This window comes from Pelagibacterium halotolerans (genome assembly GCF_044811015.1).
GTDB lineage: Bacteria > Pseudomonadota > Alphaproteobacteria > Rhizobiales > Devosiaceae > Pelagibacterium > Pelagibacterium halotolerans_A.
This window is the reverse complement of record NZ_CP085243.1, coordinates 1,795,683-1,809,754: the sequence shown is the minus strand read 5'-3', so window position 1 is coordinate 1,809,754 and position 14,072 is coordinate 1,795,683. Positions and strand designations below refer to the sequence as shown.

The 14,072-nt window shown below is 60.4% G+C and carries 12 protein-coding genes, 1 tRNA gene and 1 riboswitch; of the genes, 7 read left to right on the top strand and 6 right to left on the bottom strand.

Features of this window, described 5'->3' with window-relative positions; genetic code table 11:
• Positions 1 to 32 precede the first annotated feature (32 nt).
• The 3 genes from argF to LG281_RS08905 all read left to right on the top strand — a co-directional run bounded on the left by argF (position 33) and on the right by LG281_RS08905 (position 2,619).
• Entirely contained in the window at positions 33 to 959 is a 927-nt protein-coding gene (gene argF, locus LG281_RS08915) for an ornithine carbamoyltransferase (RefSeq protein WP_404406440.1), read from the top strand.
• Positions 960 to 968: 9 nt separating this feature from the next.
• The gene (locus LG281_RS08910; protein ID WP_404406438.1) at positions 969 to 1,955 is read left to right on the top strand and encodes an Hsp33 family molecular chaperone; all 987 of its coding nucleotides are present in this window, start codon (positions 969 to 971) and stop codon (positions 1,953 to 1,955) included.
• 70 nt (positions 1,956 to 2,025) lie between these two features.
• Positions 2,026 to 2,619, top strand: a complete 594-nt coding sequence (locus tag LG281_RS08905) for a hypothetical protein (RefSeq protein WP_404406436.1) — start codon at positions 2,026 to 2,028, stop codon at positions 2,617 to 2,619.
• Between the two features lie 48 nt (positions 2,620 to 2,667).
• Here LG281_RS08905 and LG281_RS08900 read toward each other — a convergent pair whose 3' ends face one another.
• Positions 2,668 to 4,110: a TrkH family potassium uptake protein gene (locus LG281_RS08900; RefSeq protein WP_404406434.1), complete on the bottom strand. Its 1,443-nt coding sequence runs from the start codon at positions 4,108 to 4,110 to the stop codon at positions 2,668 to 2,670.
• 36 nt (positions 4,111 to 4,146) lie between these two features.
• Positions 4,147 to 5,352, bottom strand: coding sequence for an O-succinylhomoserine sulfhydrylase (gene metZ, locus LG281_RS08895; RefSeq protein WP_404406432.1), 1,206 nt, complete (start codon positions 5,350 to 5,352; stop codon positions 4,147 to 4,149).
• Between the two features lie 39 nt (positions 5,353 to 5,391).
• A riboswitch (SAM riboswitch) is annotated at positions 5,392 to 5,472 on the bottom strand.
• A gap of 100 nt (positions 5,473 to 5,572) precedes the next feature.
• Here metZ and LG281_RS08890 point away from each other — a divergent pair.
• A complete protein-coding gene (locus LG281_RS08890; RefSeq protein ID WP_404406430.1) occupies positions 5,573 to 6,697 on the top strand; it encodes a 2'-deoxycytidine 5'-triphosphate deaminase in 1,125 nt (374 codons plus the stop codon).
• Positions 6,698 to 6,762: 65 nt separating this feature from the next.
• Here LG281_RS08890 and proX read toward each other — a convergent pair whose 3' ends face one another.
• From proX to LG281_RS08875, 3 genes are all read right to left on the bottom strand, one after another.
• Positions 6,763 to 7,788 carry a glycine betaine/L-proline ABC transporter substrate-binding protein ProX gene (proX, locus tag LG281_RS08885; RefSeq protein ID WP_404406428.1) on the bottom strand — a complete coding sequence of 342 codons (1,026 nt, stop codon included), beginning with the start codon at positions 7,786 to 7,788 and terminating at the stop codon, positions 6,763 to 6,765.
• 101 nt (positions 7,789 to 7,889) lie between these two features.
• Positions 7,890 to 8,822 (bottom strand): ABC transporter permease, encoded by a 933-nt coding sequence (locus LG281_RS08880; RefSeq protein ID WP_404406426.1) that lies wholly within the window; start codon positions 8,820 to 8,822, stop codon positions 7,890 to 7,892.
• Positions 8,815 to 10,068, bottom strand: coding sequence for a glycine betaine/L-proline ABC transporter ATP-binding protein (locus tag LG281_RS08875; protein WP_404406424.1), 1,254 nt, complete (start codon positions 10,066 to 10,068; stop codon positions 8,815 to 8,817). Before LG281_RS08875 ends, LG281_RS08880 begins: the two co-directional genes overlap by 8 nt.
• 367 nt (positions 10,069 to 10,435) lie before the next feature.
• Between LG281_RS08875 and LG281_RS08870 the strand changes: the two genes are divergently transcribed.
• Positions 10,436 to 10,509 (top strand) — tRNA-Gly (locus tag LG281_RS08870).
• Positions 10,510 to 10,576: 67 nt separating this feature from the next.
• Here the strand turns inward: LG281_RS08870 and LG281_RS08865 are convergent.
• A complete protein-coding gene (locus LG281_RS08865) occupies positions 10,577 to 10,780 on the bottom strand; it encodes a hypothetical protein (RefSeq protein WP_404406422.1) in 204 nt (67 codons plus the stop codon).
• 294 nt (positions 10,781 to 11,074) lie between these two features.
• Here LG281_RS08865 and LG281_RS08860 point away from each other — a divergent pair, with 294 nt between their 5' ends.
• Both LG281_RS08860 and LG281_RS08855 read left to right on the top strand, forming a co-directional pair.
• Positions 11,075 to 12,304 (top strand): NAD-dependent epimerase/dehydratase family protein, encoded by a 1,230-nt coding sequence (locus tag LG281_RS08860; protein WP_404406420.1) that lies wholly within the window; start codon positions 11,075 to 11,077, stop codon positions 12,302 to 12,304.
• Positions 12,297 to 14,063: a hypothetical protein gene (locus LG281_RS08855; protein WP_404406418.1), complete on the top strand. Its 1,767-nt coding sequence runs from the start codon at positions 12,297 to 12,299 to the stop codon at positions 14,061 to 14,063. Before LG281_RS08860 ends, LG281_RS08855 begins: the two co-directional genes overlap by 8 nt.
• The last annotated feature ends 9 nt before the right edge of the window (positions 14,064 to 14,072 follow it).

The following is a 14,072-nucleotide window of genomic DNA, read 5'->3' as shown; positions in this document are numbered from 1 at the left end:
TTTTACATCCCCATTTTTCAGGACCAGTCATCATGACGGGACAGCCCAGACATTTTCTCGATCTCAAGGATATGCCCGCCGAAACGCTGCGGGGCATTCTCGATTTCGCGCACGCGCTCAAGGCGAAGCTCAAGGATGGCGAACGCCCCGCGCTTTTGCAGGACAAGGTGCTCGCGATGATCTTCGAGCGCCAATCCACGCGCACACGAGTCTCATTCGACGTCGGCATGCGGCAGCTCGGTGGCCAGACGTTGATGCTGACCGGCCAGGAAATGCAGCTCGCGCGCGAAGAGACAATCGAGGATACGGCGCGCGTGATGAGCCGCTATGTCGATGCGATCATGATCCGCATACTGAGCCATGACGATTTGCTCGACCTTGCCGGCGCGTCTTCGATCCCGGTCGTCAATGGGCTGACGCGCCGCTCGCATCCCTGCCAGGTGATGGCGGATATCATGACCTATGAGGAGCATAGGGGCTCGCTCAAGGGCAAGAAGGTCGCCTGGATCGGTGACAGCAACAACGTGCTGGCCTCCTGGGTGCACGCGACCGCCAAGTTTGGATCCTCGCTGGCAATTGCCTGTCCCAAGGAATACTGGCCCGACCAGGGGTTGTTGTCCGACATCGCGGAGGTCGGCGCCTCCGTGACGCTGGGCACGGACCCGGTCGCGGCGATGGCCGGTGCCGATCTTGTGATTACCGACACCTGGGTTTCGATGGGTGATACCGACGAGGGCGAGCGCCGCCGCATCTTGAAACCCTTCCAAGTCAACACCAGATTGTTCGCCAACGCCAAATCCGACGCGCTCTTCATGCACTGTCTGCCTGCCCACAGGGGCGACGAGGTCACCGACGAGGTGATCGACGGGCCGCAGTCGGTTGTTTTTGATGAAGCCGAAAACAGGCTTCACGTCCAGAAGGCCATCTTGTGCTGGGCCTTCGGAATCGAAACGCTATAAGGAACCGCCATGAGCGAGACCTCTCTCGAACAGTTTGGGCTCGACAGGCCCGAAAGCGGTGATGACGTTGTCGTGCCATTCACGCTCGACAGCCTTGACAGCCGCGGGCGCGTTGTGCGGCTGGGCGATGCGCTGGATGTGATCATCAATCGCCACGGTTACCCCGAGCCCGTGGCCCGGCTTCTGGGCGAAGCGATCACGCTGACCGCGCTGATCGGGACATCGCTCAAATTCGAGGGCCGGTTCATCCTGCAGTCGCGAACCGACGGACCTGTGAGCCTTCTCGTTGTCGATTACGACACGCCGGATGGCCTGCGCGCCTATGCGCGCTTCGATCAGGATCAACTCGACGCGCAGGTCGCCGAGGGCAAGACCAAACCGGAGGATCTTCTGGGCAAGGGCATTCTCGCGCTGACCGTCGATCAGGGTGTCCACATGGACCGCTACCAGGGCATCGTCGCGCTCGAGGGGGAAGGGCTCGAGGAGGTGGCGCATACCTACTTTCAGCAGTCCGAGCAAATTCCCACACGGGTGCGGCTCGCGGTTGCCGAATATTCCGAGCGCGGCCAGCCGCGTCCAAGCTGGCGTGCCGGCGGCGTGCTGCTTCAGCACCTGCCCGAGCACGGCGGCCAGACCATGCCGGACCTGCCGGGCGACGGCGATTTCGAGAACGAAGCGACAGCGGACCCCAACTTCGTCGAGGATGATCACTGGACCGAGGCCAAGGCGCTGCTCGACACGCTTTCGGACGCCGAATTGGCCGATCCCGAGCTTTCGTCAGAGCGGCTGTTGTTCCGGCTCTACCACGAGACCGGTGTGCGCGTGTTCGAGCCGCAGATTCTTGTCGAGCGCTGTACCTGCTCGGCCGAACGCGTTGAACAGATGATCAACGACTTCACGCCCGAAGAGCGCGAAGACATGGTCGTCGATGGTGAGATCGAGGTAGTGTGCGAATTCTGCTCGACCCACTACAGCTTCAATCCCAATCAATTCTGAGCGGCCGACGAAGCCCCTTTCAAACCTGCCGTCATGCCCATAATCTGTCTTCGAGCGGCGGGGCAGGGGCATGGGGCAGGATATCAATCCCGAACTCTTCATTTTTGTGCGCACGATCATCGGCATGGTGCTCGGGCTGTCGATTGCGCGCCTGCTCGCCGGGCTGGCGCGCTTCGTGCAACACCCGTCGCGCGACAAGGTTTATTGGGTCCATATCGGCTGGGTCGCCCACGTCTTGCTTACAGTTGTGAGCTTCTGGTGGTGGGAAATCGAATTGGTTCGCATCACGGACTGGAATTTCGCCATCTACGGCTTTCTGGTCTTTTATGCGAGCGTCTTCTTTTTCCTCGGCGCGCTTTTGTTCCCGGACGAGTTGCGCGACTATGCGGGGTTCAAGGACTATTTCTATTCCCGCCGCAAATGGTTTTTCGGCATTCTTGCTTTCACCTATGCCATCGATTTCATCGACACTGCGATCAAGGGTCAAGACTATTTCGACTGGCTCGGTAGCGAGTATCCCATCCGTAATTTCGTCATGATCGCGGCCTGTCTCGTGGCGATTGTCGTGCGCTCGGAAGCATTCCACAAAGCGCTTGTCGGTCTGGTCCTAGCCGGCCATGCCGTCTGGATCTGGTGGCAGTACGATACGCCGTATATCGGCTAGCTGGCGGGCCGTCAGCAAGACGACCCGCCAAAAGCGTCCGCGGAATAATCAGGCTCGCCAGAACCGCGGCGTGAACAGGACGAGGACAACGAGTACTTCAAGCCGACCGACCAACATGCCGATGGTCAAGAGCCATTTCGAGGTATCGCTGAGACTGGCGAAATTCCCCGCAGGCCCGATTTCACCCAGGCCCGGGCCAACATTGGCCATGGCCGTCGCGCTGCCGCTGAGTGCCTCGAGCGGAGCCATTCCGCTCAGCGAGAGGAGCACGGCAAGGATCAGAAAACTCGCGAAATAGATGAAGACGAAGCTCTGCACGGAGGTCGAGACGTCGTCCGGCAGCGGACGGTTGTTGTAGCGCTTCACATAAATTATCGATGGAAAAACGATCTGCCGCACGTGCTGGTAGAGGTCACGCGCAAGCACTTGAAACCGGAAAACCTTGATCCCGCACGAAGTTGAGCCGGTACACCCACCGATGAACATGACAACAAAAAAAAGCGCCATTGAAAGCGGCCCCCACGCGCCATAGTCCACAATTCCGAAACCCGTCCCGGTCATAATGGAAACTGCGGAGAATGCGGCCTGGCGGAAGGCAAGTTCGCCAGAATGGTGCTCGCCCAGGATCTGGATCATGACGGCAAGCAGCGTGATGCCTGCCAAAAGAAACATGAACAGCCGCACTTGCGAATCCCGGAAAAGCTGAACGACGCTTCCCTGCAACGCGCTGAGATAAAGCACAAACGGCAGGGCCCCCAGGATCATGAAGACCGTTGCCACATAGTGAATCCCGGGTTGCTCGAACGCGCCGAGCGAAGCGTCGCGCGTTGAAAATCCGCCTGTCGCCAGCGTCGTCAGCGCGTGCGCCACGGCGTCGAACGCCGACATGCCCGCAACCCAGTAACAGACTGCACAGGCAAATGTGAGCAGCACGTAGATGACTGTCATCGCCGAGGCGATCTGAGCCGCTTGCGGGAGGATCTTGTCAGGCGTTTCGAAGGCTTCGGCCCGGAACATTTGCATGCCACCCACGCGCAGCATGGGGAGAACCGCGATGGCCATAACGACCACGCCAAGCCCACCGAACCACTGTAACAGGCTGCGCCATAGGAGGATGCCCGGTGGCGCGGTATCGAGCGTGGTGATCACAGTGGCGCCGGTCGTCGTTATCCCCGACATCGCTTCGAACATGGCGTCGGCGAAGCTCAGACGCAGGTTCGACAGGTAGATCGGCAGTGCGCCGAAGGTCGTCAGAACCACCCAGATGAGCGTCGTCATCAGGAAAGCCTGACGCAGGCTCAATTCCGACGTGCCGCCGGTCGAGGAGGCCCACAGGCCGGCACCGAAAATCGTCGTAATGAGCGACGAGGTGAGAAAGATCAACCAGTCGTCATTGCCGTAGACGAAATCCGCAAGCGCAGGCAGCAGCATGGAGATGCCGAGAGCCGCTGTCAGGGCGCCGATCGCCGAAAAAATAGTGCGGAAATCCATGCCCTACCCGGTTCGCGGATCTGTCGGATTGCGACCCTAGACTTGATCCAGCGCGAACGCCAGATCGGCGATAAGATCCTCGGCATCCTCGAGACCTACCGACAGCCGTAGCAAACCCTCCGTGATCCCCATCTCCAGTTTGTTCTCATCCGAGAACCGCTGATGGGTGGTCGTCGCCGGGTGCGAGATGATGGACTTGGCGTCTCCAAGATTGTTGGAGATAGCAATCACCGCCAGCGCATCTGCAACCTTGAACGCAGCGTCCTTGCCACCTTTGACCGAGAACGCGACCAGCGTCGAACCCGCACCCATCTGCTGTTTGGCGAGCTCATACTGAGGATGGCTCTTGTGGTGCGGATAGTTCATCGTTTCGACCTTGGGATGATCGGCGAGGAAATCGGCGATCTTCGCTGCGCTCTCGGTCATCGCCTTGACGCGCAGCGGCAGCGTTTCGAGGCCCTTAAGCATCACCCAGGCGTTGAATGGGCTGATGGAGGGGCCAGTCTGCCGGATGATGGTGTGGATATCCGCTTCGATCAGCTCTTTCGACCCCAGGATGATACCGCCCATCGCGCGCCCCTGGCCGTCGATATGCTTGGTCGCCGAATAGGTGACGATATCGGCGCCCAACTCCAGGGGCTTTTGCCAGATCGCAGTGGCAAAGACGTTGTCGACGATGAGCAGGGCACCATGCGCGTGTGCGATCTTTGCGACAGCTTCGATATCGACGAGTTCAAGTGTCGGGTTGGTCGGTGTTTCAACGAACACGACCTTGGTGTTGGGCCGCATCGCCTTTTCGAAGTTTGCGGGGTCACGGCCGTCGACAAGCGTGGTCTCAACACCCCAACGCGGCAGGTAGTCCTCAATGACGAACCGGCAGCCGCCAAATAGCGCCCGCGCGGCGACCGCATGATCGCCCGCGCGTACCTGCGCCATCACGGCTGTCGTCACCGCCGCCATGCCGGTCGCCGTGGCCCGCGCCGCCTCCGCGCCCTCGAGAAGCGCCATGCGCTGCTGGAACATTTCGACGGTCGGGTTGGAAAAGCGCGAATAGATATGCCCCGGTTCCTCGCCCTTAAACCGCGCCTCGGCACCGGCGGAGGTCGGGTAAACGAAGCCCGAATTGAAAAAGATGGCTTCGGAGGTCTCTCCGTGCTGGCTGCGCTCCATGCCACCATGGACCAGCATCGTCTGCGCCTTGCGCTTTTGGGGGTCAGAGAGCGGGTTACTGGAACGGGACATGGGTATACCTCGAATACGAAAAAACCGGCGCGCGAAGTGCGGCCGGTACAGATGGTCGCTTTAGCAGTCTTATTTTAGGTGGCCTGCAATCGGACCGGCCAAATCACCACCTGAGAGCCGTTTCCGGCAATCTCCTTTGACTTACTGCCAAAACCGGCTTGGCGTCAATCGCTGCGATTGCTAAGCCAAAAGCGCAGACTTGCACGGGAGGCAGCACCAAATGAGCGGCACGTGGCCCCAGGGCATTTTTTCGGCCCGGATGATCAAGGATCTGGCCAAAAGCGGAGCCATTGCCTCGGGCAAGAAATTCGACGCCGATCAGATCCAACCAGCCAGCCTTGATCTGCGTCTGGGTGAAAAGGCGCTGCGCGTGCGCTCGAGCTTCCTGCCCGGCCCCAACCGGACCGTGGCCGAGCGAGTGGAGAACCTCAAGCTCCACGAGATCGACCTCAAGGAAGGCGCCGTGCTCGAACGCGGCTGTGTCTATATCGTGCCGCTGCTCGAAAGTCTGGCGCTGCCGCCCGAAGTCGCCGCTGCCGCGAACCCCAAAAGCTCGACCGGTCGTCTCGATATCTTCACGCGGGTGATCGCCGATAACGCCCGTGGCTTCGACATGGTCCCGGCTGGGTACCACGGGCCTCTTTATCTCGAAATTTCGCCGCGCACCTTCCCGATACTCGTGCGCACCGGCTCGCGGCTCTCCCAGATGCGCTTTCGCACCGGTAATTCCCGCCTGACCGCCGCCCAGCACAAGGCCGTGCACAAGAAGGAAACGCTCGTCTTCGATCCGAATATGGATGTTGGGGAAGGTGTTTCGCTCTCGATCGATCTTATGGGGGAGGGCCGGGGAGGGCTGATCGGCTTCCGCTCCAAGCGCCACACGGCGGTTGTCGATGTGGACAAGAAGGACGCGCTCGACGTGCTCGATTACTGGGAGCCGCTCTACAATCGTGGCGACAACGAGCTGATCCTCGACCCAGATGAGTTCTATATTCTCGTCTCGCGCGAAAGCGTGCACGTGCCGCCCGACTACGCCGCCGAGATGGTTCCCTTCGATCCGCTGGTGGGAGAGTTCCGCGTGCACTATGCCGGCTTTTTCGATCCGGGCTTCGGGCATACCGAGGCCGGCGGTGAGGGTAGCCGTGCCGTCCTCGAGGTACGCAGCCGCGAAGTGCCCTTCCTTCTCGGGCACGGCCAGACTATCGGCAGGCTCGTCTATGAGAAAATGGCCGAGCGCCCGCAACGGCTCTACGGCTCCGCGCTGGGCTCGAACTATCAGGCACAGAGCCTCAAGCTCTCGAAGCACTTCAAGCCATTCGAGGGCTTGCCGGGCGCCGCGAAGTAGGGCGCCTGCAAAAGAAAAGGCCGGGGCGGACCCCGGCCTTCGTTCTTCATACGGACAAACCTGGCTTACATCGCAGCCGCCGCGCGGGCCTCTTCGAGCCAACCGTCGACCGTGCCGCGGTTTTCCTCGATCCAGGCGGAAGCCTGGGCTTCGATGTCATCATCGCCCGCATTCATTGCCGCGTTCTGCGCAAAGATGTCGCCGAGCGGGATGGATACGGTCTGCAGCAGCGTTTCGACAGCAGGGTTGTTGTCGATGAATTCGCTGTTGGCGACCGGAACGATGTCGTTGGCCGGGAAGCCCAGCGTGCACGGATCGGCAACGCAGCCCTCCACGCCTTCGAGCGTCGCCGCATCGGCAAGGCTCATATCCGGCAGGTTCACTTCCGGTACCTCGATCCACATCACGTCTTCACCCGGGACCAGCTCGTTGACCGTCCAGTTCGGAGTCCAGGTATAGAACAGGATGTGTTCGCCGTTCTGGTAGGCTGCGACAGCGTCAGCCATCGAAGCGGAATAACCCGCCTTGATCGGGTTGATGTGGTCGCGCAGATCATAGGCGTCGAGGTGATGCTCGATATTGATCTCGCAGCCCCAGCCCGGAGGACAGGCAACGAGGTCGGCCTTGCCGTCGCCATTGCGGTCGAAGGCAGCCTTCACTTCGTCGCGCTTGAAGTCGTCAAGCGTTTCGATGCCGAACTCTTCGACTGCGGCAGCGTCCACGAGGTAGCCTTCGAGCGCACCACCCACAGCAACGGCACCGACGATCTCAGCACCCTGACTGAAGGTGTCCTCATAAGTGTTGTGTAGAGGGAACCAGCCGTTGACCCACAGGTCCATGTCGCCCTGGGCGACGGACTGATAGAAAGGCGGGTTGTCGAGCGTGGTGATCTGCGGCACGTCGTAGCCGAGTTCCTGCAGCAACTGCCGGTAGATTTCGGCGTGGAACCAGCCGGTGTCCCAGGTGGCCCGGGCCATATTGACCGTGGTGCCTTCGCCTGGCATGTCCTGGGCGGTCGCTGGCACTAGGGCGCCGGCGCCGACGAGAGCGGCGACGCCGAGCGTTGCAAGGGAAGATTTGAGACTGAACATGACGATCGCGTCTCCTTTTTGATTTTCGACAATTTGGACGGGCATCGGACCCGCCATGCGAAAGGCGTGGGGCCTTCGGCTCCAGCCTTTTTGGGGCGGGCTCAACCCGCCTTCTTGGTATCGCCCTCGGACTTTGTGCCTTGCGGGCGAAAGAGGTTCATCAGCGTTTGACGCAGTGAAACGGTGTTGACGTCATTGGCCTCGCCCATGCCCTGCGTGATGCGGTCGAGGATAATGGCGAGGATGACGATGCCCACGCCGCCGGCGGTGGCACCGCCGACATCGAGCCGGCCCAGGCCGGTGTTAACCACGAGGCCAAGGCCGCCCGCCCCGATCAGGGCCGCGATCACGACCATCGAAAGCGCCAGCATCAGCGTCTGGTTGAGGCCCGCCATAATGGTGCGCAGCGCCAGGGGAATCTGGACGTCCCAAAGCATCTGCCAGCCTGTCGACCCGAATGCGTTCGCCGCCTCGATCAGATCGCCCCGCACGTTGCGGATGCCGAGATTCGTAAGGCGTACGATGGGCGGGAGGGCGAAGATGATGGTCGCAATGATCCCTGGTGTCGTTCCCACGCCGAAGAGCATTACGATCGGGACGAGATAGACGAAGGAGGGGATCGTCTGCATGATGTCGAGGATTGGCCGCGTAACCGCCCAAAGCTTGTTGCTGCGGGCCGCTAGAATGCCGAGCGGTACACCGATCACCGCGCAGAAGAGCACAGCGGTGATGATCATAGCCAGAGTCGTCATCGTCTCGGGCCAGAGTTCGATCATGTCGATAAAAAACAGGCCCAGTATGGCGAAAATCGCTATGCCGCGACCGGCCCATTTGAGCGCCGCGAGCGCAAACAGCGCGGTCGTGACGAGCATCGGGACCCATTGGAAGAAACCGTCGAGTCCATTGAGCGTGGTGGTGATGGGGACTTGAGCGGCGCGGAAAAAATCCCGGAAATTAGGGACGAGAAACCCGCGCACGAAGGTGTTTACCCAGTCGTCGAACGGAATGACCAAAAGATCGGCGGGACTAAACATTGGCGTCCCCTTTGTGCTGCATGGCGGGATCAGCAGGCTTGTCGCTATCCGGTTCGCTCTCTTCGTCGCCCGAAAGCTGCGCAAAGACCGATTCCGGTTCGACGATGCCGATCAGCCTGCCCTTTTCATCCATGACCGCGATCGGCAGGCCGGCGCTCGCGGCACTATAAAGGTCGGCAAGCTGGTGCGCGCTGTCGGCGGTCGGGTAATCGGTGATGAGTACCTTTTTGATGAGGTCTTGGTCCGATCCGTTTTCGCGGGTGGCGGTGGCGAGATCCTGATAGGTAACGATGCCGGCGACCTTCTTGCCATCGAGGACATAGAGGGCGTTGCGGTTGAGGTCTTCCATCCGCCGCATCGCAACCTCCGCGGTATCCTTGCCTAGGACTAGCGCTTCGGGATTGTTGAAGACGGTATCGGCGGTAAAGACCCGCCCACGGTCGATATCCGCGACGAATGCGGCTACGTAATCGTCGGCAGGCTCGGAGACGATCTCTTGTGCAGTACCGACCTGTACAAACTTGCCGTCCTGCATGATTGCGATCCGGTCGCCCAGGAGCAATGCCTCGTTGAGGTCGTGCGTGATGAAGACAATGGTCTTCTTGAGTGTCTTTTGCAGTTCGAGCAGTTCGTCCTGCATCTCACGGCGAATAAGCGGATCAAGCGCGCCGAACGGTTCGTCCATCAGGAGGATTTGTGCATCTGTCGCAAGACCGCGTGCAAGTCCGACACGTTGCTGCATGCCGCCCGAAAGCTCGGACGGCTTGCTGTCCGCCCAAGCGGTGAGACCGACCTGGCCGAGCGCCTTGAGCGCGTGCTCGCGGCGCTCCGCCGCGCCGACGCCCTTGACCTTGAGCCCGTAGGCCGCGTTCTCGGCAACGGTCCAGTGCGGAAAGAGCGCGAAATGCTGAAAGACCATTGTGATTTTCGAACGCCTGATGCGCCGCAGCGTCTCCGCGTCGCAACTGGCGATGTCCTCGTCATCAATCAGGACTTCGCCGGAGGTGGGCTTAATAAGGCCGTTGAGCATGCGCACGAGCGTGGACTTGCCCGAACCTGAAAGTCCCATGACGACGAAGATTTCACCTTCCTCGACATCGAAATTTGCGTTTTGCACGCCGACGGTCGAGCCGGTAGCCTCAAAGATTGCCTCCTTCGTCTCACCCTGCTCCAGCCGTGCGCGGGCCTCCTCGGGGGCATCACCGAAAATCTTGAAGACGTTTCGGACGGATAACTTGGCTTGCATAAGCTCCCTTACAGTTGTTCTATCGTATACAAAGTCGTGAATCGCGAAATCCAGAAATAATTGTTCAGCGCAAAGCGCCGCGAGGCCAGATTTTTTATAAAAACCAGCCGTGCGAAGCGCGTAAAATAATGTGCACAAGGCACAATAAGGCGGAGATTGATGCAGTTCAACCGCTGTGGTGTTGAAAATTTACATTGGCGATGTTCCGGGGTGCCGGGAACCACCTGAAATCACTACGTTTACGGTGCAATTCACTTCTTCGGCAAGCCATCGCGCGTTCGCCCGCTTCACACGGCGAGAGCTATCTTGACGACGCACCAGATTTGCCGCAAACAAGGCGCACCCGGTGCTTTGAAAGCACCTTTGGGCGGGTGTAGCTCAATGGTAGAGCAGAAGCTTCCCAAGCTTAAGACGAGGGTTCGATTCCCTTCACCCGCTCCAGCCCGCTCACCGGGCGTTTCAGGTAGTTTCCAGATCTCTCAGGTCGGGCCGGTTTTGCAGAACCTGCTCACCGTTTGGCCTCGTTAAACTGACGAATGGCGGTGCGCATGGCCGTCTGCCGATCGACGTAGCAGCGGGTGATCTTCGCCACGCTCTCTTCTTCCCTGCCCATGATCTCGGCGATCACGCGGATCGATGAAGCTGCGAGGTAGCACCATGGCGCTGTCATGCGGAGCAGGTGCAGCAGCCGGGCAACGATATGCTCTGACACCGTGATCGGACAAACCTCGGACGCTCTCGGGTGCCGCCACGCAGTTCCAAAAATAGTTAATATACACAGATACTTAGGTGATAATATCCGATTTACGCAAACGCTGGCCAAATTGCGCAGAATTTTACGGGTTTGGGATCATCCCAACTGACAAACACCGTTTCTCCGCATATTACACCGCCGTCCTCACGCATTAAGGGATTGTTAACATTACCCGAAACGCCGCGTGCGGGAAGGCTGGCGCGGTATGGCGACGACGCGTTGCACCCGCGCCCTGACAGAAACGGAGCGTGTATGTCCGGTGTGAATAAAAGAGTTCTGGTACTTGGGGGAGACGGGTTCTGCGGCTGGCCGACGGCCCTACATCTATCCTCGATCGGTTTTGATGTGGTCATTGCGGACAATCTGTCGCGCCGCACAATCGATGCTGAACTTGGGATCGACAGCCTCACTCCCATTTCGAGCATTGCCGAACGGCTGAGGGCTTGGAAACGTGTGAGCGGCTTTGAGATCGGCTTTGAAAGAATCGATATTGCCGCCGACTACGAGGCGCTTCGTCGCCTGCTTGAGCGCTATAAGCCGGGCACCGTCGTGCATTTCGCCGAGCAGCGGGCTGCGCCCTACTCCATGAAGGATGCCCGGCACAAAACCTATACCGTGGACAACAACGTGCGCGGGACGCACAACGTGCTCGCCGCGCTATCGGAATTGGCGCTCGACTGTCATCTGGTGCATCTGGGCACCATGGGCGTCTATGGCTATGATTCAGCGGACCTCGAATTGCCCGAGGGCTATCTCGACGTGCTTTTGGAAGGCAGGGACGGCGCGCATCACCGCCGCTCAATCCTCTATCCGACCAATCCGGGCAGCGTCTATCACCTGACCAAATCGCTCGATCAGCTTCTGTTCCAATTCTACGCGGCGAATGACCGGCTGCGGATCACCGATTTGCACCAGGGCATCGTCTGGGGTACCCAGACCGACCAGACACGCCGCGATCCAGCCCTCATCAACCGGTTCGATTACGACGGCGACTACGGCACGGTCCTCAACCGTTTCGCGATGGAGGCCGTGGTCGGCCATCCCTTGACCGTCCACGGCTCGGGAGGGCAGACGCGCGCGTTCATCCATATTCAGGATACCGTCCGTTGTATCGCAATGGCGCTGGAAAATCCGCCCGCGCGCGGCGACGCAGTCAAAATCCTCAACCAGGTGGCGGAAACACATCGCGTGCGTGACTTGGCCGCCCTGGTGGCCAAGCTGACCGGCGCCGAGGTCTCCTTTGTCGATAATCCGCGCCGTGAGGCGGCGGAAAATTCGTTGGCCGTCTCCAACGCAACCTTCCGCGCATTAGGGCTGCAGCCGATCCTTCTGGAGGATCATCTCTTGTCCGAAACGATGGACATCGCGGCCCAATATGCCGACCGTTGCAATTTCGATGCCATTCCGGCCCGTTCCGTATGGACTCCCAACCACAACCCCGGCGTCGTCCGCGAGCAGATGAAGGAGGCCGCCAATGCGTGACTTTATACGGTTGCTGCTATTGGGTGTGATGAGCTTCCTCGTGATCGGCGGCGTTATCGTCTATTCGCGCGACGGCAATTTCAGCGCCATCACCACGCCTGTCTACCGCACGCTCGCGGCTTACCTGCCGCCTGTAGCGGGCGCTCAGGGAACCGACACGGCCGCGAACTCGACGGTCCTCCAGGCCAGTGCCGCTCCTGCGGTACAGCCGTCCGTACCCGTTCAGCATGAAGCCAGCGGTGCGGCATATGCCGAGACCGCCGATGCGATCTCTTACACTCTTACCATTCCGCGCCCGCGGGCTGATACCTGGGTGGGCCTTGCGGGCTTTCCGGACCGTACTCAAGTCCGCTTTCCGCTGCCTTCCGGTCTCGATGCGCAGCAGGGTGAACTCAATCTGACGATCCGCTCTGACATTGCCGACGGCGGTGACGGCAGGCTTTCGGTTGCCGTCAACGGACGCCCGCGCGGCGAAATTGTACTCAACGAGGGGATCGCGGAACACAAGATCGACATCGCGGTCGAACGCGGTGACCTGTTGGGCGCCTATCTAGAGGTGGAACTTGCTGCCAACGGAACGACGACGGGCGGTCAGATTTGTCCCACCAGCGCCGTCAACAGCGGCGCTGCTATAACGCTCGCCGAACAAAGCGTCCTCACGGTTGAGACGGCTTCGCCCGTCGAAGGCGGAGATGTGATCGTTGCCACGATGCAGCAGCCTTTCAACGTCCACCTGGGAGAAACCGAGATGGAGCAGGCACGCGCCATCGGCTTGGCCCACTACCTGTCGCGCCGTGGGATCGATACAGTCTTCTCCGAGGGCGACAGGACACCGGCGTTGGAACTCGTCCCCGAGGCCGATGAACCGCTCACGACTCGGGACGGCGATGTGGTTCTGGCCGGCGGTGCCGCCGGTTTGCGCCGCATTGCGGCGTTGCGGGCGAGCTTACCGGAAACCGTGGGGTGGCCGGCGTTTGCAGCCGATTTCGACGTTACGACCACCGAGGTCGATTTCCGCGGCAAACGGCATTGGCGACTGCAATACGATCTGGCGGCCCTCGAAAACGGCATGATGCCCGAGCGGCTGGATGTCGCACTGAAGACTGGCCCACTGACGCCGGGCTCGGACTGGCTGGTTCACGTCTCGCTCAACGGACATTTGCTCGAGAGCCGGCGGCTGGATGGCCAGGCGGACGTCGAGCGCTGGTCCGTCGCGTTGCCGTCCAGTCTTCAATACATATCCAATGCTCTGGACATAGAACTGGTCGACACCTCGTCGTCGGACGACGTCTGCGAAGCCAGGCTCAGCGTCAAGGCCCAGCTTCTGCCCGAGACCCGTCTTGTGATAGCGGACCAACAGCCGGAGCGGGGTTGGGCGCGTTTGATACGCACTATTGCCAATGCCGGTTCAGTCGTTTTCGAGGTCGATAGTCTCCTCAACGCATCCCAGGCCATGCGCGCGACGGCCATGTTAAGCCAGTTCGTTCCCGCCCGCACGGATATGCGCTTCGGGCAGGGCGACGGAATGGATGGCGTACGGCTGTCCGTATTCACGGTGGCCGAGTTCAGGCAAGTTCTGGATTTCGCGAGCCGTGTGTCGCGGAGCGGCAGCGGCAAGACAGGTGGCCTGTGGCTCGCTCTGCCCGGCGCTGCTGTCGATGACGATGTCCTCAGCCTGCACGACGCTGGCGAAGAGGACCTGACCCCGCTTCTGGATCGGTTGGGCCCGCAGGACGTTGTCGTTGCCATCTGGACCTGAAGGAAACCC

Excerpts from the sequence above, each read along its gene's own strand:
- argF (WP_404406440.1), top strand. The coding sequence starts at position 33 with ATGACGGGACAGCCCAGACATTTTCTCGATCTCAAGGATATGCCCGCC.
- LG281_RS08910 (WP_404406438.1), top strand. The coding sequence starts at position 969 with ATGAGCGAGACCTCTCTCGAACAGTTTGGGCTCGACAGGCCCGAAAGC.
- LG281_RS08905 (WP_404406436.1), top strand. The coding sequence starts at position 2,026 with ATGGGGCAGGATATCAATCCCGAACTCTTCATTTTTGTGCGCACGATC.
- LG281_RS08900 (WP_404406434.1), bottom strand. The coding sequence starts at position 4,110 with ATGGATTTCCGCACTATTTTTTCGGCGATCGGCGCCCTGACAGCGGCT.
- metZ (WP_404406432.1), bottom strand. The coding sequence starts at position 5,352 with ATGTCCCGTTCCAGTAACCCGCTCTCTGACCCCCAAAAGCGCAAGGCG.
- LG281_RS08890 (WP_404406430.1), top strand. The coding sequence starts at position 5,573 with ATGAGCGGCACGTGGCCCCAGGGCATTTTTTCGGCCCGGATGATCAAG.
- proX (WP_404406428.1), bottom strand. The coding sequence starts at position 7,788 with ATGTTCAGTCTCAAATCTTCCCTTGCAACGCTCGGCGTCGCCGCTCTC.
- LG281_RS08880 (WP_404406426.1), bottom strand. The coding sequence starts at position 8,822 with ATGTTTAGTCCCGCCGATCTTTTGGTCATTCCGTTCGACGACTGGGTA.
- LG281_RS08875 (WP_404406424.1), bottom strand. The coding sequence starts at position 10,068 with ATGCAAGCCAAGTTATCCGTCCGAAACGTCTTCAAGATTTTCGGTGAT.
- LG281_RS08860 (WP_404406420.1), top strand. The coding sequence starts at position 11,075 with ATGTCCGGTGTGAATAAAAGAGTTCTGGTACTTGGGGGAGACGGGTTC.
- LG281_RS08855 (WP_404406418.1), top strand. The coding sequence starts at position 12,297 with ATGCGTGACTTTATACGGTTGCTGCTATTGGGTGTGATGAGCTTCCTC.